Source organism: Nocardia colli (assembly GCF_008704205.1).
In the GTDB taxonomy this organism is placed as follows: Bacteria; Actinomycetota; Actinomycetes; order Mycobacteriales; family Mycobacteriaceae; genus Nocardia; species Nocardia colli.
The window spans coordinates 242546-260633 of sequence record NZ_VXLC01000006.1 but is presented as its reverse complement, the minus strand read 5'-3'; the positions used below and the strand labels follow the sequence as shown (position 1 = coordinate 260633).

Genomic DNA, 18088 nt, shown 5'->3' with positions numbered 1-18088 from the left:
GGCTGCGGGTCAATAGGACTGGATATGGACGGCCCGGCCGTGAAAGAATTGGCGACGCCTTCGGCTGAACAATGGAGGCGTCGCCGCACGAGCGTCCGTCAGGGGCTCGCGCGGTGGCATCCGTGAACCACTGCGTGGAGTCCGTGACGCACGAAGATCGCCTCGCTCGACTGGCATCGTGGCCCACCGAACTCCTTGCCGGACTGGAGGAGTGCTCGTGCTGAGTGCCTACGGAAATCGGTGCCGCGTACGGGTTGTGCCGCCGCGCACGAAATCGCTAGCTGATTTGTGCGCGGTAGGCGAGGTTGTGCGCGGGGGACGGGGGTGCGCGGATCCTGGCGATCCCTTGGACCGCGCGACCGAGTCGGCGTGCGCCACATTCGAATCCGGCGAGTGATCGGTGGCGGCATCGACTGATGTGCCCGGTGCGTTCGTGGATCGCTGAGTTGTTGCGGCGGTTGGTCTTTCGCGTGGATTCGGTGCGCACCGCATGTGCTGCTGTCGGCCGGTCCCGGGTGGATTGCACGATACGCATCGTCGTGAGGGTCATTCACCACGCCGATGCTCCTGTCGAACCGCGGCGGATCCGGCTATGCAGAGCATCCAGGCTGCTCCAAGCTTGCGTCAAGGGATCTTGCACTTACGCCTAAGTCGCTGGTGGACGGGATTTTTGGAGGTCAGCGCGCTGATCGCGCCAGGCATAGTTACACATTTGTGATTTTTGCTCGCGAAGGGTGGCCGTAAGTGTGACGGAGTGGCAAACTTGGTGCTGCCCCCAGTGCAGTGGGGAGCCGCGCTCGGCATTGCCGGCTGATTGCGCGCGAGCGTTGCGCTGGTCCCGAATTGAGCTGCACCGACAAAGCTTTGGGGTTCGCGAGGCACGCGATGTATCGGGCAGGAACTCATCTCGTGGTGGATCCGGACCCAGCAGCACCGGTCGGCGTGACCGGCGCGCAGCATCGCGGCCCGCGGATTCCTCCGTTCCATAGGTTGAGGAGTTGACGTGACCGGTCTTGCCGTGCCGGAATGCCTGCACCGCCCGCGCGCCCGGCGCGCTGCGGAAGTCGACGGCGCGCTATCTGTGAATCCGGGTGTCACTGACCACTTTTCGACGCGTTGAGCGCCGAGTGGGCGTCGGCCGGCGCCGAGCTCGACCTCACCCTGGACCTCGACACCGCCACCTACACCGCCCTGCGCGTCGAGTTCCTCGCGATGACCGCCGCAGCCCAGCGCGCCTCAGGACAATCCAAGGCGGTCGTAGTGAAACGCTGCGCAGGCCGCCCCGGCAAGCAAACCGTATACAACTACGCCGGCGGCTCCGGCTACCTGAGCTTCCCCAAACCCGACCTGCTGCAACGCTATTTGGAAAGCTGCAACCTCCCCGCCGACCAAGTGCAGTTCGCGGTCGACCGCTGCGCGCGGATCAGACGCAAGCACCCAGAGGCAGGCAAGCCGGGCCCCCGCAGAGCGCCGACGCCTCCGATCGAGGAGCGCAGCGCCGCTGAACTGGGGCGGACCGCGGGCACCGATCTGCCGGGCGAAAGTGGCCTGCCGGGCATCGACGTGCCGAGCGACAGCGACTTGCCGGGCACCGATCTGCCGGGCGATAGTCGCCTGCCGATCACCGATCTGCCGGGCGGCAGTCGTCTGCCGGGCATGGACGTGCCGGGCGATGGCGACTTGCCGAGCGGCGGCCCGCGGAGTGTCCGCGACTTGCCGAGCGCCGGGCTGTCGAACATCCGTGATCTGCCAAGTGAAGGTCGCCTGCCGAGCATCGACGTGCCTGGTGCCAGCGGCTTGCCGCGCACGGGCCTGCCAGGCGTCGGAGGCCTGCCGCGCACCGGCTTGCCGGGCGTCCGCGGCCGGTCGGGCGATAGTCGCCTGCCTCGCATCGATGTGCCGAGCGTCGGCGGCTTGTCGCGCACCGGCTTGCCGGGCGTTCGCGATCTGTCGGGCGATAGTCGCGTGCCGAGCGCCGATGTGTCGGGCGACGGCGGCCTGCCGAGCATCGACGTGTCGGGCGGCAGCGGCCTGCCGGGCATCGACGTGTCGGGCGGCAGCGACTTGCCGCGCACCGGCCCGCCGAGTGTCCGTGACCTGCCAGGCGTCCGCGGCCGGTCGGGCGATAGTCGCCTGCCGAGCGCCGACGTGCAGGGCGACGGCGGCCTGCCGGGCATCGATGTGCCGGGCGGCGGCGGATTGTCGCGCACCGGCCTGCCGGGCGTTCGCGGGCTGTCGGGTGATAGTCGCCTGCCGGGCATCGACGTGTCGGGCGATGGCGACTTGCCGCGCTCCGGCCCGCCGAGCGTCCGTGACCTGCTGGGCGTCCGCGGGCTGCCGCTGTCGGCGCAGTCGGCAGGATGGGCCGGGCGGTGGCGTGGGCTGGTGCGGTTGGTGGCGCCGAGAAGGATTGTCGCTGCGGTGGACGGTGCTGGTGAGCCGCGCTTCGTTACGCCGTTGCCGTCGACCTGGTACGGGTCGCGGGCGTCGGAACCATGGCAGCCGAGCAAGCATGCTCTGACCGGCGCTCAGTCGCGCGAGAGCGCCGATCGGAGGTGGGTGGGCAGCGAGTTGCGCGACTCCGGCGTTCGGGTCACGCCGGGGCGGCTGGCGCTGCGGATTGTCCGGGCCGAGCTCGAAAATGCTTGGCCGCGAGACGAATGCAACGCGATGGACTTGGTGCGCAAGGCCTACAGGACTCTCGGAATCACCCTGCGCACGCGCGCGGGCGAGGAGTCCGGGGTGCCCGTGCCGCTCGAACAGGCCGCGCCCGGTGACATTCTCACCCTCGTCGACGGCCGCAAAGGCTTGTACGTCGGCGGCGGCTGGGCGCTGCTGCTCGCGCCCGCGGCCGACGGCGCGAACCTGCATGGCATCCGGCATGACCAAATAGCCACGGCGCACCGCATCAATTGGGAGTCGGTGCCGCTCACCCGCCGGCCGCCGGGCTGGGGTGGCGTATGGCCGAACGTTAATTGGATCGTGTTGAGCGGACGCCCGGCACCGATCAACTCGATGGGTATCGCGCCCGGTGCCGCCGACGCCGTGCCGCACTACGCCGGTGCCGGGCAGCGGCAGGCCGACGAAGGGCATCGTCCGGCGTCGACGGTGGCCGCAGGTGAGCTGTCCGCCTCGACTGAAGCGATTGCCGCCCGGCATGGGCAGACCGACGAAGGGCATCGTCCGGCGTTGACCGTGGCCGGAGGTGAGCTGCCTACCTCGACAGAAGCCATCGCCGTCCGGCACTGGCAGGCCGACGGTGTGCACTGTCCGGCGTCGACGGTGGCCGGAGGTGAACTGCCCGCCTCGACCGAAGTGATCGTCGCCTCGGGTGGGCAGTCCGACGTCGGTTATCGTCCGGCGTCGACAGTGGTCGCAGGTGAGCTGCCTGCCTCGGCCGAAGCGATCATCGCCCGGTGTGGGCAGTCCGACGATGGGTATCGTCCGGCGTTGACCGTGGCCGGAGGTGAGCTGCTTACCTCGACTGAAGCCATCGCCGCCGGGCACTGGCAGGCCGACGATGGGCACTGTCCAGCCTCGGCCGAAGTGATCGTCGCCCGGAATGGGCAGGCCGACGATGGGCACCAGTCGGCGGCGACCGTGGTCGCAGGTGAGCCTTCTACCTCGACCGATGCCATCGTCGCCCGTTACTGGCAGGCAGATGATGGGTATCGTCCGGCGTCGACCCTGGTCGCAGGTGAGCTGTTTGCCTCGACTGAAGCGATGGTCGCCCGGCATGGGCAGGCCGACGATGGGCGCCGGTCGGCGTCGACGGTCGCAGGTGAGTCGCCTAGCTCGACTGAAGTGATCGTCGCCCAATACGAGCAGCTGGTGCATACGGTGGCCGAGCAGGTTGAGGCTGCTGGGCGGGCGGCTGAACCGGGGTTGGCGGCGCTGCGGGCGATTGGCGCGTTGATGTTTCCGTATGTGGGGCCGCAGGTTTGGTTGGTGCGGGAGGCGTTCAAGGCTGTTGATCTGCCACTGTCGGAGTGCATTCGGTTCGAATTGCCGATCATGGCGGTCGCTCTGCGGCATGTGGCGTTGCGTCCGGGGGACATCGTGTTCACCGAGTCCGGTGTGCTCGGCTTCTATGGGGAACACGGTGAGCTGGTCTATTTGGGGCCTGCGGGCAGCCCGGCTACCAGCGCGTTGTCGCCCGCGCTGTACGTGGCGGCGTGGCGGGTGAGCGCCGTCCCGGCGCACGCCGGTTATGGGCTGACCAGTCAGGTGGAGGTGGTCGAGCATGACGGGGCGGGGCGTCTCGTGCGGATCTGTTCGGCGGGGGAGCGGCGCAGCGGCCGCCATTGCCGGTGTCCGGAAACTGACGAGGTGATGGCGATGGTGATGGCGGTGCTGAAGCGGGCGCGCGAGTGCGCGGTACCGATGCCGTTGACCGAGCGAGAGTTGCTCACCGCGGCAATTCGGAGCGGCATCCAGTTTCCCGACACTACGGCCTGGGATCCGGCGCATAAGCCGGTATTTCCCCGCGACACTCGGCTGACGACCGCACCGGACGCGCTCCCCAGGAGCTCTGCGACCGCCGCGCAACAGTTGGTGGCCAGGCTGGCGACGGCGCCCGCGTCCCGCTGGAGCAGGCGACCGCGGCCCGGCGTCGCCTAGACGAAACGGGGCGATACCTCGCCCGCGTGACTTATCCGATCGGAATACTTTCATTCGATTGTTTTCGGGTGACCGTGGGGCGGTCGTTTCGAGTCCAATTCATGCCTATCGCGACGCTGAATGCATCCAAACATTTACGGATCACGCAGTCGAGTATTGGATTCAGGCCGAATCGCTAGGGGTGGCCCTCTGCCTGCGGACAGCGGTCCATCCTGGTGTCCCCTCGATTCTCGGTCACATTCCTTGCGTTCGAGTGCGAGTGAGCTCGGTGCTCGCGCAGATCCGGGCACTCAACTCGTTTATTAGTCAACCATGCGCCGGTGGCCGGAACAACCCCGACAAGTGGCCTATATAGGATAGTTGGCTGTGCACGATTTGGATCCAAATTCCAAATATGCTGGTAAGCGCTCTATTTGGGGAATTCCAATGATCCGAGCCGGAGCCTGGATCTGGACCGCGGTTGCCATTTGGAATTCGTATTTGGAATTCCAAATATTCCGTCAGCCAACCGAGCGGACATTTGGTTTGGACTGGCGGCGCATGTTCGCTGAGCGGTGAATCGATCCGGGTGGACGGGTCGAAAAGGAACGTTGAAACCCGGCCGGTTTTAGTTATGCTCGTGATCATCTCCCCGTGCGGGAAGGCGGCGACTCCGACAAACCTGCGTCTCGGGTTCGCCGGGCAATTCGATAAACGCGCGCACGCGTGCGCCGGTCACATTCCCCAGCAGTTCCCGAGTCCATCGTTCGGCTGCCCGGCGCGGTCCTCGAACGCGGATTCCTCACCAAGGAGTACGAACCAAGATGCTGAATTCGCACCGACCTCCCGCGGGCGGAGCCGAGCGTGTGGACGACGTCGAAGACCAGGTGAACGCGGACGCCCCAGTCGTACTGCCCCCGCAGCCGATCGTCGACGAGCGGCGCATGAGCCTCGGATCGATCGTGCGGACGGTCAAGCTCAACGTCTGGTTGCTCGCCGGCAGTGTCATGACCGCAGCGACCTGCGCCCACCTGGCCGGTTCCGGCCTGCCCGAGGACGCACCGCACCGCACGTTGGCCGCCGGCGCGGCGGTGTTCGCCGGTCGCGCGGGCTGGTCGTCGGTCCGCGCGCTGTGGCGCTACTTCGGCCCCGAAGAGATCTACTTCGGCGTCCGCTTCCGCCATCCCCGCAGGTGATTCGCCGGACGACGACCCGACACGATGGATTCGCGGCCACCAGAGGAGGAACTACTACACAGCATCGTCTACCGTTGGACCGTGAGCATTCTCGAGACAGTGCTGGTCTTCCTCGGCATCCCGCTGGTGATATACCTCGCGATTGCCGGATTGTCATATCTCGGTAAGCCACTCGCCGGTGAGAAGCCCGCCCACTACGACCTCGGTCAGCAGTGGACGGCGGCGCCGGTGCTGTGGAGTGCGACCGACGAGGTGACCTCGACCGGTCATCACGATTCGGCCGGGTCGTCGCATGGGCACCACGCGGCGATCGAGGCCACCAAGGCGGAGCTGATCGGAGGCCGGGCAAGTGGCAAGTTCTAAGTGGCCCGCGGTGGTCGAGGCCGACCTGCCGCACGGGTACGTGGTCACCACCAGCGGACGCGTCTCCGGCGTGCACGAGGCGGGTGACGTGTTCAAGGAGGCCCCGTTCAGCGATGACGAGCGGCTGGCCATGGACAACGTGCTCACCGAGGCGACCCGCGCGACCAAGGTGCGGTTCAACGTCTACATCGGCGATCTCGGCGAAGATCCGGCCGCCGGCGCCGACGCGATCTTCCCGAACACTCCCGAGGCGACGCGTTCGGTGCTCATCGCCGTCTCGCCCAACGACAAGGCGATCGAGGTGCGCTCCGGCCGCGAGGTCGCCGACCGCGCGAACGACCGCGTCTGCCAGCTCGGCGTCACCGCCGCGTCCAGCTCGTTCCGGCAGGGCCAGCTGATCGACGGGCTGGTGTCCGCGGTCCGCGTGATGGCCGCCGCGATCGGCCGCTGACCCTTCCGCCACCCGGCGGAGTCCCGAGCAATGCTTCCGGCGCGCTCACCCACCTCGGGTGAGCGCGCCGGTGGCATTTGCGGCGCAGCACAATTGGGTTGCCGATGCCGCGCGGCTCGCACACCGTGGTGCGGTGAAGATTCTTGTGACAGGAGCCACCGGGAACATCGGCCGCATGGTGGTCGACCAGCTACTCGCGGCGGGCGCCGACGATGTCCGGGCATTGACCAACCATCCAGACCGGGCCGCGCTGCCCGCCGGCGTCGAGATCGCCGAGGGCTATCTGGGCCGGGTGTCGTCGTTGCCCGCCGCCTTCGAGGGCGTGGAACGGATGTATCTCGCGCCGAAGCTGGAGACTGTAGACGAGGTGGTCGCGCTGGCGAAGCAGGCCGGCATCCGGCACATCGTCGACCTGTCCGGTGAAGCGCACTGGACGCCGATCGCGCGGGCGGTGGAGAACTCCGGCCTCGCGTGGACGCACCTGTTCGGCGTCGACTTCATCGAGAACGCCACGGTCTGGGCCGAGCAGATCCGTACCTCCGACGAGATCCTCGACCCGTACCCAGAGGTCGAGAGCGTCCCGGTCGCCATGGCCGACATCGCCAGGGTGGCCGCGAAAGTCCTGCTCGCCGAGGGCCATTGCGGGCAGACCTACGAACTCACCGGCCCGGAAGCCCTGACCCGGGCCGATCGCATCGAGCAGATCGGCGCAGCCCTCGGCCGCGCCCTGACCGTCCGGCAGGTCTCGCCCGAGGAAGCGATCCAGGTCTTCGCCCGAAGCATGGCTACTCCCGAGTGGTACGTGCGGGCCACCGGCTCGATGGTCGGCTGGCACCCCACGCCGGGCACCACCGTCGCCGACCTCACCGGCGGGCCCGCCACCACCTTCGCCCACTGGGCAGCGGCCAATACCGCGCTCTTCCAGTGACTTTCACGATCGACGGGACCTGACCACGCGCCCGCGGTCAGGTCCCGTCGATCGTGTTTCGGCTAATGACGGTCGAAAGCCCTTGCGCGCAAGGCGCGTTCGACGCCCGCCTTGCCCTCGACCACCAGGCGACGCAGCGCCGGCGGGTGGTCCCCGGCGAGGAACTTGTCGGCGATCGCCACGGCGTCGTCACTGATCGCCCACCCCGGGTAGAGGCCGACCACCACGGTCTGCGCGACCTCGCTGGAGCGCCGCTCCCATACACCGGAGACTTCGGCGAAGTAGCGATCGACATACGGCGCCAGCAGCTCGCTCTGCCCCGCCGGAGCGAACCCGGCGACGATCGCGCGGGTGGTGATGTTGGACGCGGAATCGTCCGAAACCACCTTCGCCCAAGCCTGTTCCTTCACCGCGGCCTGCGGCCGAGCGGTCGCCGCGGTCGCGGCATGCCGCCGGCCCGCCGCGGTCGGATCCTTGGCCAGCTCCTGATCGATGAACGGGGTGTCGAGGCCGTCGGCGTCGATCTCCCCGGCCGCGGCCAGCGCGATCACGATGCGCCAGCGCAGGTCGGCGTCGACCGCCAGCCCGGCCAGGCCGACCTTGCCCGGATCGCCGTCGATCAGCTCGCGCAGCACCTCGGTGTGCCAGGCGGACAGCTTGGCCGTGGTGAGCGCGTTGACGAAGGCCAGCTGATGATCCGAGCCCGCCTCGGCCTCGCGGGCCAGCTCCAGCAGCCGGTTCGCGTACTCGACCCAGCCGGTCTCGGCCGCCCACGCCGGATCGGCGTAGCTGCGCAGCGACAGGTTCGCCTGCATCAGCAGTCGTTGCACCACACCGATTTCCGATTCCGCGCCGACGCCGCGCTGGACCAGCGCGAGGAAGTCGCGGGCCCGGAACTCGGCCTGCCTGGTCATCTCCCAGGCCGCCGACCAAGCCAGCGTGCGCGGCAGCGGCTCGGCGATGTCGGCGATCCGGTTGACCAGCACGTCCAGCGAACCGGCGTCCAGGCGCACCGAGCAGTAGGTCAGGTCGTCGTCGTTGATCAGCACGAACTGCCCGCTCGCGACGCCGGCCAGCTCGGGCACCTCGGTGCGTTCGGCGGCCCGCACGTCGAGCTCGACGCGCTTGGTGCGCACCAGCTTTCCGTCCTGGTCGTCGTAGACGCCGACGGCCAGGCGATGCACGCGACGCTCACCGGCGCCCGGTTCCGCGCCGCCCTGCACGACCGCGAACGAGGTGAACTTGCCGTCGCCGTCGACCGTGAAGTCCGGCCGCAGCGTGTTCAGGCCGGTGGTCTTCAACCACTGCGCGCCCCAGTCGGAAAGGTCACGGCCGGAAGACTTTTCCAGCGCTGCGAGCAGATCGTCGAAGGTGGCGTTGCCGTAGGCGTGGTCGGCGAAGTAGGCGCGCAGACCGGCCAGGAACGGCTCCAGGCCGACGTAGGCGACGAGCTGCTTGAGCACGCTGGCGCCCTTGGCGTAGGTGATGCCGTCGAAGTTGACCTCGACCGCCGCCAGGTCGGGGATGTCGGCCGCGATCGGGTGCGTGGACGGCAGCTGGTCCTGCTGGTAGGCCCAGGACTTCTCCGCGTTCGCGAAAGTGGTCCAGGCGCTGGTGTATTCGGTCGCCTCGGCCTGGCACAGCACGGAGGCGAAGGTGGCGAACGACTCGTTCAGCCACAGGTCGTCCCACCACTTCATGGTGACCAGGTCGCCGAACCACATGTGCGCCATCTCGTGCAGCACGGTCTCGGCGCGGCGCTCGTAGGACGCGCGGGTCACCTTGGACCGGAAGACGTAGTCCTCCAGGAAGGTCACCGCGCCGGCGTTCTCCATCGCGCCCGCGTTGAACTCCGGCACGAACAGCTGGTCGTACTTGCCGAACGCGTACGGAACGCCGAAGTTGTTGTGGTAGAAGGCGAATCCCTGCTTGGTCTCGTTGAACAGCCGTTCCGCGTCCATGTGCTCGGCCAGCGAGGCGCGGCAGTAGATGCCGAGCGGGATGTCGCCGTGCTCGTCGCTGTAGACGTCGGTCCACTGCGCGTACGGGCCCGCGATCAGCGCGACCAAGTAGGTGCTGATCTTCGGCGTGGTGCGGAAGACGTGCTTACCCGGTTCCGCCGCAAGGGTTTCCACGACCGCGCTGTTGGAGATGACCTTCCAGTCCGGCGCGGCGGTGACGCTGATGTCGAAGGTGGCCTTGAGATCCGGCTGATCGAAGCAGGCGAACATTCGCTTGGCGTCGGCGGTCTCGAACTGCGAGTACAGGTAGACCGAGTCGTCGGTCGGATCGATGAACCGGTGCAGCCCCTCGCCGGTGTTGGAGTACTCGCAGTCGGCCTCGACGACCAGCTCGTTGGTCGCGGCCAAATCGGGCAGCGCGATGCCTTCGGATTCGTCGTAGCCGGAGATGTCGAGTGCGGTGCCGTTGAGCACCGCCGAACGCACGCCGCGGGCCACCAGGTCGATGAAGGTGCTCGCGCCCGCGGTCGCGGAGAAGGTGACCGTGCTGCGGGAGAAGAAGGTCTGCTCGCCCGGTTTGCCCGCACCGTCGGTCAGGTCCAGGTCGATGCGGTAGTTGTCGACCGAGACGGTCGACGCGCGTTCGATCGCCTGGTCGCGAGTCAGGTTCGGTGCGGACATAAGGCTCCTTCGGGTTCGAAGAACTAGCTCGGGCGTTCCCCACGATGCCACCTGGGTAAGGTTGCCCGCGCGGGAGTTTTTTGCAGACTGCCCTATGAACCCTATCCAGGATCGGAGCTGCGGAGTGAAGCATGTGCACGCCGGCAAGGTGCGCGACCTCTACGAGGACGGCGACACCCTGCTGCTGGTCGCGTCGGATCGGGTCTCGGTCTACGACGTGGTGCTGCCGACGCCGATCCCGGACAAGGGCGCGCTGCTCACCCAGCTGTCCAACTGGTGGTTCGACTACTTCACCGACGTGCCCAACCACGTGGTCTCCGCCACCGACGTGCCCGCCGAGTTCGCCGGCCGGGCGATCCGGGTCAAGCCGCTGAAGATGGTGCAGGTCGAATGCATCGCCCGCGGCTACCTCGTCGGCTCCGGCCTGAAGGAGTACCAGCGGGAGGGCTCGGTGTCCGGTGTCGCGCTGCCGCCCGGCCTGCGTGAGGGCGACCAGCTGCCCGAGCCGATCTTCACCCCGACCACCAAGGCGTCCGAAGGCCACGACGAGTCGATCACCTTCGCCGATGTGGTGAATCAGGAGGGTCGCGAGGTCGCCGAGCAGCTGCGCGACCTGACCCTGCACATCTATTCGCGCGGCGCGGCGCACGCCACCGAGCGCGGCGTGATCGTCGCCGACACCAAGGTCGAATTCGGCTGGGACGGTGACACACTCACCCTCGGCGACGAGGTGCTCACCTCCGACTCCTCGCGCTTCTGGCTGGCCGCCGAATGGGAGCCCGGCCGCGCGCAGCGCTCGTTCGACAAGCAGTTCGTCCGCGACTGGTCCACCTCCACCGGGTGGAACAAGGAGTACCCCGGCCCGGAGATCCCGGCCGACATCGTCGAGGCCACCCGCCAGAAGTACATGGAGGCCTACGAACTCGTCACCGGCCGCACCTGGACCGGTGTGCCGCAGTAGTCGTCAGGCCTGGCCGAGGTAGTCGTTCAGCCGATCCAGATACGGACGCTGGCCCGTGCCGAGCTTCTCGCGCGCGGTGTCCAGGTCGAACCACTCGGCCCGGTCGATCTCCGGGAAGCTGGCCAGCTTGCCCGAGCGCGGCGGCCACTCCATCTCGAACGTGCCGGGCACCACGTCGGCCGGATCGAGATCGCCCTCGACGGCCCAGACGGTCAGGGTCTTCTTGCCCTTGCCGCTGCTGTAGCGCACGTCGCCGAGCGGAATCCAATCACCGGCCGGCACGAACAATCCGAGCTCCTCGTGGAACTCGCGACTGGCCGCCGCCTGCGCGTCCTCCAGCTCCGGCTCGTACTCGCCCTTCGGAATGGACCACGCGCCGTTGTCCTTCCGCGCGAAGAACGGCCCGCCCATGTGCCCGATCAATACCTCGACGTGCGCGTCCGCGCCGCGTCGAAACAACAGAACCCCCGCGCTGGTCTTATCCGTCACCTACGCAGTCTGCCCCACGAACCGGCTGGTGCGTGGCATCTGGCCGGCTCATCGATGCCGGAGCTGGGCGGCGCGCAGGGTGAGGTAGTGGTTCTCCGGCGCGCTGGGGGTGCGGCCCGCGGCGGTGGTGTAGTCGGTGATCGCGGCGTCGAAATCGCCTGCCATCTCGTGCAAATGGCCGCGGACGGCGTCCAGCCGGTGATTGCCGGCCAGCTGTTCGTCCAGGGTCGCGGCGAGTTCGAGGCCGGCCGCGGGACCGTGCACCATAGCGATCGCGACGGCGCGGTTGAGCGTGACGATCGGGTTGTCCGACAGCTTGTCGAGCAGGTCGTAGAGCGCGAGGATCTTCGGCCACTCGGTCTCCTCGGTGCTCGCGGCCTGGGCGTGCAGCACGGCGATCGCCGCCTGGAGCTGATACGGGCCGGTAAGTTCTCGGGCCAGCGTGCTGGTCGTCAGCGTGCTGCCCTCGGTGATCAGCGCGCGATCCCACAGCGCCCGGTTCTGCTCGGCGAGCGGAATCAGTTCGCCGCGCGCACCGGTGCGGGCCGCCCGCCGGGAATCGGTGAGCAGCATCAGCGCGAGCAGCCCGGTGACCTCGGTGTCGTCGGGCAGCAGCCGATGCACCGCGCGGGCCAGCCGGATCGCCTCGCCGGACAGATCCGCTCGTTGCAACGCCGGGCCGGATGTGCTCGTGCTGCCCTCGTTGAAGATCAGATACAGCACGTGCAGCACGGTCCCGAGCCGGGCGTGCCATTCGTCGTCGCCGGGCCGCGCGAACGGCCGGTCCAATGTCGCCAGCTTCTTCTTCGCCCGCGTGATCCGTTGCGCCATGGTCGATTCCGGCAGGAAGAACGCGTGCGCGATCTCCGCCGTGCCGAGCCCGCCCACCGCCCGCAGGGTGAGCGCGATGGCGCTGGCCGAGGACAGCGCGGGGTGGCAGCAGAGGAAGAACATGGCCAGGGTGTCGTCGTAGTCGACCGGCAGCGCGTCCGGCACCTCGCGGTCGAATGCCGTTGTCTCCCTGCGCCGCCGGGCCACCTCGGCGCGCACCGCGTCGGCCATCCGGCGCTGCGCCACCTGGATCAGCCAGCCGCGCGGATTGTCCGGCAGGCCCTCGACCGGCCACTGGGTCGCCGCCGCGAGCATCGCCTCCTGCAGCGCGTCCTCCGCGGTGTCGAAGTCGCCGAACCGGCGGACCAACGCACCGAGGACCTGTGGCGCCAACTCGCGCAACAGGTCCTCGGGCCGCGCCGGGAGCGGTGTGTCGTCGGGCACCGCTCGCCGGTAGGTCACTGGTCGCTGGCCGGGTGACTCATCACCGGCCGTACCTCGATGTATTCGCCGATCGGTGCGCCACCCGGCCCCGGTGCCGCCGAGGCGCGCGCGGCGATCTCGTAGGCCCGTTCCGGGCTGTCCACGTCCACGATCCAATACCCGGCCAGGAATTCTTTCGTCTCCGGGAACGGTCCGTCGGTCACCAGCGGCGCGGAGCGACCGTCGGAGCTGACGATGCGCGCCTCGGTCGGGCCGGTGAGCCCCTGCGCGTCTACCAGCTCACCCGATTTGGCCAACTGCTCGCCGAGGGCGCGCTGAAAGTCTATGTGCGCCTGGATCTCCTGCGGGGACCATTCGCTGATCGGTGTGTCGCAGTAGGCGGGGGTGCGGTAGGTCTTCATCAGCATGTACTTCATCGGGTCCTCATTCCGGCTACCGGTCGACGCGCGGGTGCGGCGCTCTCGCGGTGTAGTCGGAACCAAGCGTGCCGGGACGACCCATCTCGCCGCTGTGCGAAGTGATCTGCATCACAACGGTTTCGAGGTATCGGCCAGGGCCTCGGGGTCGGCCGGCTCGCCCGCCAGGATCAGTTCCTTGATCCGGTCGGTGACGTCCCAGACGTTCACGTTCATGCCGGCGAGGATCCGGTTGTCCGCGTCCAGCCAGAACGCGACGAACTCGCGTTCGGCCACATCGCCGCGGGTGACCACGCGCGCGTAATCGCCCGGCGCCGCGTAGCCCGTGTACTCCATGCCCAGGTCGTACTGGTCGGTGAAGAAGTAGGGGAGCCGGTCGTAACTGGCGTCCTGGCCGAGCATGGTCGCGGCCGCGACGGCGGGTTGGTTGAGCGCGTTCGCCCAGTGCTCCACCCGAATTCGGCGGCCGAGCACCGGATGCTGCTGCTCGGCGATGTCGCCGACCGCGACGATGTCCGGGTTGCTGGTGGCCAGGTGTTCGTCGACGAGCACGCCGCCGTCCACGTCGAGCCCGGCCTCGGCGGCCAGCTCGATGTTCGGCTTGGCGCCTACCGCGACCAGCACCGCCTGGGCCTCGATAACGCTGTCGTCGTCCAGCTTCACCCCGGTGGCCAGCCTGGTCCCGATGCCTTCCTTGGTGGTGATCTCGGTGACCTTGGCGCCGAAGCGCAGATCAACGCCGTTGGACCGGTGCAGCTCGGCGAACACCTCGCCCATCTCCGGCCCGAGGGCCGCGAGCAGCGGTCCGTCGGCGGTCTCCACGACGGTCACCGCGAGTCCGGCGGCGCGGGCGGCGGACGCGACCTCCAGGCCGATCCAGCCGGCCCCGATGATCACCACGGACTGGGCGGCGCTGGCGAAGAACTCGATCAGGGTGTCGGAGTCCTCGATGGTGCGCAGCGTGTACACGTTGGGGGCGTCCGCGCCGGGGATCGACAGGGTGCGCGGGGTCGAGCCGGTGGCGAGGGCGAGCTTGTCGTAGGCGACCGTCGAACCGTCCGGCAGTGACACCGTCTTCGCGGCCGTATCGACGCTCTCGACGGTCGTGCCGACCCGCACCTCGACGTTGTGGTCGCGGTACCACTGGCGTGGGTGCGGGGTGAATTCGGCGAGCTGTTTCTTGCCGGCCAGATGTTCCTTGGACAGCGGCGGTCGCTCGTAGGGCAGTTGCTCCTCCGCGCCGATCAGCGTCACCGAGCCGTCGAAATCGTTGGCGCGCAATGCTTCCGCCAGTTTCGCCGCGGCCAGCCCGCCGCCGACGATGACAAAACGATCATCCGAACCCATGCGGACTCCTTGTCGAGAGGGAACCTGGACTCCTGCCGACCAACCCTACTGGGGCCGGTCGGGGCAGCAGTCGAAAACGCGGCGACCGGATGGGAACGAATCGGCGCCCGCTGTGGTTGGTTCCGTATAACGGCGGAGCTGAGCGCCGCCGGTCGAGCATGCGATTCGAGAGGACCTGTCGTGAGTGAGAAGAGCTCCACGAAAGATGTTGCGGACTTCTGGTTCGACCCGCTGTGCCCCTGGTGCTGGATCACGTCCCGCTGGATCCTCGAGGTCGAGCAGGTACGCGACATCGAGGCGCGCTTCCACGTGATGAGCCTGTCGGTGCTGAACGAGAACAAGGAAGGCCTGCCCGAGCAGTACAAGGAACTGCTGTCCAGTGGCTGGGGCCCGGTCCGGGTCGCCATCGCGGCCGCGCAGGAGCACGGCGACAAGGTGCTGCTGCCGCTCTACACCGCGATGGGCACCCGCATCCACAACCGCCGCGAAGAGTACAAGCGGGACTCGCGCATCGAGTCCCTCACCGCGGTGATCGCCGATTCGCTGGCCGAGGTCGGCCTGCCCGCCGAGCTGGCCAAGGCCGCCGAGAGCACCGACTACGACGAGGCGCTGCGCAAGAGCCATCACGAGGGCATGGACAAGGTCGGCCCGGACGTCGGCACGCCGACCATCCACATCAACGGGACCGCGTTCTTCGGCCCGGTGCTGTCCCGGATCCCGCGCGGCGAGCAGGCCGGGAAGCTGTGGGACGCCGCGGTGACGCTGGCGGACTACCCGCACTTCTTCGAGCTCAAGCGCACCCGCACCGAAGACCCCGAGTTCGACTGAAACCGGCGAGTGCCGCGGGTTCGCCCCGCGGCACTCGGACCGTGCTTGCTAGGAAACGGGTTTCGGCGGCAGCGCCGGCGTCTGGTCGATGCTCGGGTAGCCGCCCGGCGGCGGCACCGCACCCGCGGGCGGGCTCGGCCGCAACCACAGCTTGCCGTGCCTGCTGCGGTCGCGCAGCGCCCACATCCGCCAGGTCAGCACCGGGTGCGAGGACATGGCGTTGACCACCCAGACGAAGAACCCCTTCTCGGTCGCCGCCCGATCGGCCATCTCGTCGACGCCGACCAGCGTGTTCAGGTACTTGCCCGCGGCCAGCGTGGCCATCGCCGCGGGCGCGCCCGCGTGCCGATTGCAGAAACCGTGGTTGTCCGCCGTGTACTCCTGCGCGCGGATCAGCGAGTTGCCGATGATCGGCAGGAACGGGACCAGGAACATGCCCACCTGCCGCCAATACGAGGTGTGACCCGCCGCGATGTGCCCGACCTCGTGGCCGATGATGAACGCCAGCGCGTCGGGTTCCCGTGCGGCGCCGCCGATCTCGAACAGATCGCTGTACACCGCGACGAACCGGCGGAACCCGTGCCCGCTGGCGAACGCGTTGATCTGCCCGTTGCCGAGCACCACATACGCGTCCGGCACCTTCGTCATGCCGAACCGCGCGGCCGCCTCGACCACCAGCCGATGCCCCTCCGGGAACTGGGTCGGCGACATCTTGACGCCGTTCACCCGCTGGGTCGAATACAGCATGCCGCGACCGAACCAGATCAGCACCGGCGCGAACACCAGCAGCAGCACGTACTGGTCGAAGCTGCCGGTGGCCAGCAACGTCACCGCGATCGCGTACGCGATCGCGGTCAGCGCGACGACCACGATGAGCATCGGGATCTCCCAGCTGTGCCGGGCGGGCATGCCGAACGGTGACAACCCGCGCGGCTGCTGCTGGGGCGGCGCGGTCGGCGGGACCGGAGCGCCCGGATAGGGGCCGTATTGCGGTGGAACGGGGTAGGGCGGCGGCGAGCCGTAGGGCGCGTCCTGCGCCTGCGCCCACCCGGCCGGGGCATACGGGTCGACGTGCGGGCCCGTCTGATGGGGCTGGGGTTCGTGCGGCTGCATGAAATGAACTCTATTCAGTTGCTCGGGACGGAAGCGGTGTCTCGGTCGTGTCCACCGGAAGGTTGTGGCTCAGGACACTCGCGAGGTACCTCTCGATTCGCGGTAGCAGGCGCCGGTGTTAATCAGGCGGCGAACCCCTTCGTAACGGCCTGGAAACGCGCCTGACAGAATGCCTGCCATGCGCGTATACCTCGGTGCCGACCATGCCGGTTTCGAACTCAAGAATCACGTCAAGGACCATCTGGAAAAGGCGGGCCACGAGGTGGTCGACTGCGGCGCACTGGAGTACGACGCGCTCGACGACTACCCGGCCTTCTGCATCGAGGCGGCCCGCCGCACCGTCGCCGACCCGGGCAGCCTCGGGCTGGTCTTCGGCGGCAGCGGCAACGGCGAGCAGATCGCCGCGAACAAGGTGCCCGGCGCCCGCTGCGCCCTGACCTGGAGCGTGGAGACCGCCCAACTGGCCCGGCAGCACAACAACGCCCAGCTGGCCGGCATCGGCGGCCGCATGCACTCCACCGAGGAGGCGCTGGCCATCGTCGACGCGTTCGTCACCACCGAATGGTCGGGCGAGGATCGCCATCAGCGTCGCATCGACATCCTGGCCGAGTACGAGAAGTCCGGCGAGGCCCCGGCGGTTCCCGCGTACTGAGCGGTAATCGACTGTGCCCGAAGGTCATACGCTGCACCGGCTCGCGAGGCTGCACCAGAAGCGCCTCGCGGGCAGTGTGGTGCGCGTGTCCAGCCCGCAGGGCAAGTTCGCGGCCGGCGCGGCCCGGGTCGACGGCCAGCTGCTGACCCGCGCCGAGGCGTGGGGCAAACACCTGCTGCACCACTATGATTCGGGCCTGATCGTGCACGTGCACCTCGGCCTGTACGGCAAGTTCACCGAATCCGAGCTGCCGATGGGGGAGCCGGTCGGGCAGGTGCGCATGCGCATGCTCGGGGTGAAGGACGGGCAGCCCGGGTTCGGCACCGACCTGCGCGGGCCGACCGCGTGCGAAGTCCTGCTCGCCCCAGAGGTTTCCGCGCTCACCGACCGGCTCGGCCCGGATCCGTTGCGCCGCGGCGCCGACCCCGATCGGGCTTGGCAGCGCATGCATCGCTCGCGCAGGCCGATCGGCGCGCTGCTGATGGATCAGGCGGTGCTCGCCGGGGTCGGCAATGTCTACCGGGCGGAACTGCTGTTCCGGCACCACATTTCGCCGCACCGGCCGGGCACCGCGCTGTCCGCCGAGGAGTGGGCCGCGATGTGGGTCGATCTGGTCGCGTTGATGAAGGTCGGTGTGCGGGTCGGCAAGATGGTCGTGGTCCGTCCCGAGGACGACCACGGCGAGCCGTCCTACGCACCCGACCGGCCGCGCACCTACGTCTACCGCCGCCAGGGCGCGCCGTGCCGCGTGTGCGGCACACCGGTCGCGCACGCGGTCATGGAGGCCCGAAACCTCTTCTGGTGCCCTACCTGTCAGGCGGTCTAGCT

15 protein-coding genes are annotated in these 18088 nt (G+C 68.4%); 9 read left to right on the top strand and 6 right to left on the bottom strand.

Going from position 1 to position 18088, the window contains the following annotated elements:
* Window positions 1-1116 precede the first annotated feature (1116 nt).
* From F3087_RS18165 to F3087_RS18145, 5 genes are all read left to right on the top strand, one after another.
* Window positions 1117-4620 (top strand): hypothetical protein, encoded by a 3504-nt coding sequence (locus tag F3087_RS18165; RefSeq protein ID WP_150403159.1) that lies wholly within the window; start codon window positions 1117-1119, stop codon window positions 4618-4620.
* A gap of 845 nt (window positions 4621-5465) precedes the next feature.
* Window positions 5466-5795: a hypothetical protein gene (locus F3087_RS18160; protein WP_150403158.1), complete on the top strand. Its 330-nt coding sequence runs from the start codon at window positions 5466-5468 to the stop codon at window positions 5793-5795.
* A gap of 81 nt (window positions 5796-5876) precedes the next feature.
* Window positions 5877-6158, top strand: a complete 282-nt coding sequence (ctaJ, locus tag F3087_RS18155; protein ID WP_150403157.1) for an aa3-type cytochrome oxidase subunit CtaJ — start codon at window positions 5877-5879, stop codon at window positions 6156-6158.
* Window positions 6145-6609 carry a DUF5130 domain-containing protein gene (locus F3087_RS18150; protein WP_150403156.1) on the top strand — a complete coding sequence of 155 codons (465 nt, stop codon included), beginning with the start codon at window positions 6145-6147 and terminating at the stop codon, window positions 6607-6609. Before ctaJ ends, F3087_RS18150 begins: the two co-directional genes overlap by 14 nt.
* Window positions 6610-6742: 133 nt before the next feature.
* Entirely contained in the window at window positions 6743-7537 is a 795-nt protein-coding gene (locus F3087_RS18145; protein ID WP_150403155.1) for an NAD(P)H-binding protein, read from the top strand.
* Between the two features lie 62 nt (window positions 7538-7599).
* On the opposite strand, the gene pepN is transcribed toward F3087_RS18145, so the two are convergent.
* Window positions 7600-10179: an aminopeptidase N gene (gene pepN / locus F3087_RS18140; RefSeq protein WP_150403154.1), complete on the bottom strand. Its 2580-nt coding sequence runs from the start codon at window positions 10177-10179 to the stop codon at window positions 7600-7602.
* 94 nt (window positions 10180-10273) lie between these two features.
* On the opposite strand from pepN, the gene F3087_RS18135 reads away from it, so the two are divergent.
* A complete protein-coding gene (locus F3087_RS18135; RefSeq protein ID WP_150403153.1) occupies window positions 10274-11140 on the top strand; it encodes a phosphoribosylaminoimidazolesuccinocarboxamide synthase in 867 nt (288 codons plus the stop codon).
* Window positions 11141-11143: 3 nt separating this feature from the next.
* Here the strand turns inward: F3087_RS18135 and F3087_RS18130 are convergent, their stop codons facing one another.
* The 4 genes from F3087_RS18130 to F3087_RS18115 all read right to left on the bottom strand — a co-directional run bounded on the left by F3087_RS18130 (window position 11144) and on the right by F3087_RS18115 (window position 14667).
* Window positions 11144-11629 (bottom strand): NUDIX domain-containing protein, encoded by a 486-nt coding sequence (locus F3087_RS18130; RefSeq protein ID WP_150403152.1) that lies wholly within the window; start codon window positions 11627-11629, stop codon window positions 11144-11146.
* 48 nt (window positions 11630-11677) lie between these two features.
* The gene (locus F3087_RS18125; RefSeq protein WP_223885166.1) at window positions 11678-12904 is read right to left on the bottom strand and encodes an RNA polymerase sigma factor; all 1227 of its coding nucleotides are present in this window, start codon (window positions 12902-12904) and stop codon (window positions 11678-11680) included.
* A 14-nt stretch (window positions 12905-12918) separates the two neighbouring features.
* A complete protein-coding gene (locus F3087_RS18120; RefSeq protein ID WP_150403150.1) occupies window positions 12919-13320 on the bottom strand; it encodes a YciI family protein in 402 nt (133 codons plus the stop codon).
* Window positions 13321-13431: 111 nt separating this feature from the next.
* Window positions 13432-14667, bottom strand: coding sequence for an NAD(P)/FAD-dependent oxidoreductase (locus tag F3087_RS18115; RefSeq protein ID WP_150403149.1), 1236 nt, complete (start codon window positions 14665-14667; stop codon window positions 13432-13434).
* Window positions 14668-14847: 180 nt separating this feature from the next.
* On the opposite strand from F3087_RS18115, the gene F3087_RS18110 reads away from it, so the two are divergent.
* On the top strand, window positions 14848-15495 hold the full coding sequence (locus F3087_RS18110; RefSeq protein WP_150403148.1) for a mycothiol-dependent nitroreductase Rv2466c family protein: 648 nt from the start codon (window positions 14848-14850) through the stop codon (window positions 15493-15495).
* A 48-nt stretch (window positions 15496-15543) separates the two neighbouring features.
* On the opposite strand, the gene F3087_RS18105 is transcribed toward F3087_RS18110, so the two are convergent.
* A complete protein-coding gene (locus F3087_RS18105; protein WP_223885165.1) occupies window positions 15544-16608 on the bottom strand; it encodes a M48 family metallopeptidase in 1065 nt (354 codons plus the stop codon).
* Between the two features lie 178 nt (window positions 16609-16786).
* On the opposite strand from F3087_RS18105, the gene F3087_RS18100 reads away from it, so the two are divergent.
* Window positions 16787-17260 (top strand): ribose-5-phosphate isomerase, encoded by a 474-nt coding sequence (locus F3087_RS18100; protein WP_150403147.1) that lies wholly within the window; start codon window positions 16787-16789, stop codon window positions 17258-17260.
* A gap of 13 nt (window positions 17261-17273) precedes the next feature.
* Window positions 17274-18086: an Fpg/Nei family DNA glycosylase gene (locus F3087_RS18095; RefSeq protein WP_150403146.1), complete on the top strand. Its 813-nt coding sequence runs from the start codon at window positions 17274-17276 to the stop codon at window positions 18084-18086.
* The last annotated feature ends 2 nt before the right edge of the window (window positions 18087-18088 follow it).

Bases quoted from the DNA above. Each gene is read 5' to 3' on its own strand.
- F3087_RS18115 (WP_150403149.1), bottom strand. From the start codon at position 14,667: ATGGGTTCGGATGATCGTTTTGTCATCGTCGGCGGCGGGCTGGCCGCG.
- F3087_RS18105 (WP_223885165.1), bottom strand. From the start codon at position 16,608: ATGCAGCCGCACGAACCCCAGCCCCATCAGACGGGCCCGCACGTCGAC.
- F3087_RS18120 (WP_150403150.1), bottom strand. From the start codon at position 13,320: ATGAAGTACATGCTGATGAAGACCTACCGCACCCCCGCCTACTGCGAC.
- F3087_RS18135 (WP_150403153.1), top strand. From the start codon at position 10,274: ATGAACCCTATCCAGGATCGGAGCTGCGGAGTGAAGCATGTGCACGCC.
- F3087_RS18100 (WP_150403147.1), top strand. From the start codon at position 16,787: ATGCGCGTATACCTCGGTGCCGACCATGCCGGTTTCGAACTCAAGAAT.
- pepN (WP_150403154.1), bottom strand. From the start codon at position 10,179: ATGTCCGCACCGAACCTGACTCGCGACCAGGCGATCGAACGCGCGTCG.